The 381-nt window shown below is 55.1% G+C and carries 1 protein-coding gene; it reads left to right on the top strand.

The window, feature by feature from the left end:
- Window positions 1–35 precede the first annotated feature (35 nt).
- Window positions 36–381, top strand: a 346-nt coding sequence (locus MXD62_RS10395; RefSeq protein WP_248829115.1) for a helix-turn-helix transcriptional regulator, incomplete at its 3' end; no start/stop codon positions are given.

Raw genomic sequence — 381 nt, 5'->3', positions numbered from 1 at the left:
TTGTAATACATCGGGAATTCGCTTATCATCGAAATATGAATGCATACCCTGATATTACAATTGTTGCTGCGTTAATCGGCGATCCCACTCGCGCTGCGATGCTGCATGAACTGATGGACGGACGCGCGCTGCCGGCCAGTGAGCTTGCCTATGTCGCTCGCGTCTCCCCGCAGACGGCGAGTGCCCATCTGGCCAAAATGGTGGATGGCAATCTGCTTGCGTTGGAAACCCAGGGACGCCATCGTTATTACCGGTTGGCCAGCCAGCAGGTGGCACATGTACTGGAGGTGCTGTCCACCATTTCGCCGCCGGTCGAGGTAAGGTCGTTGCGTCAATCGCAACAATTGCAAGAAGTGCGTTTTGCGCGCACTTGCTATGACC

This window comes from Frankia sp. Mgl5 (assembly GCF_023242985.1).
Taxonomy (GTDB): domain Bacteria; phylum Actinomycetota; class Actinomycetes; order Frankiales; family Frankiaceae; genus Parafrankia; species Parafrankia soli.
The sequence above is the reverse complement of the archived record's forward strand: the minus strand, read 5'-3'. Positions and strand labels throughout refer to the sequence as shown.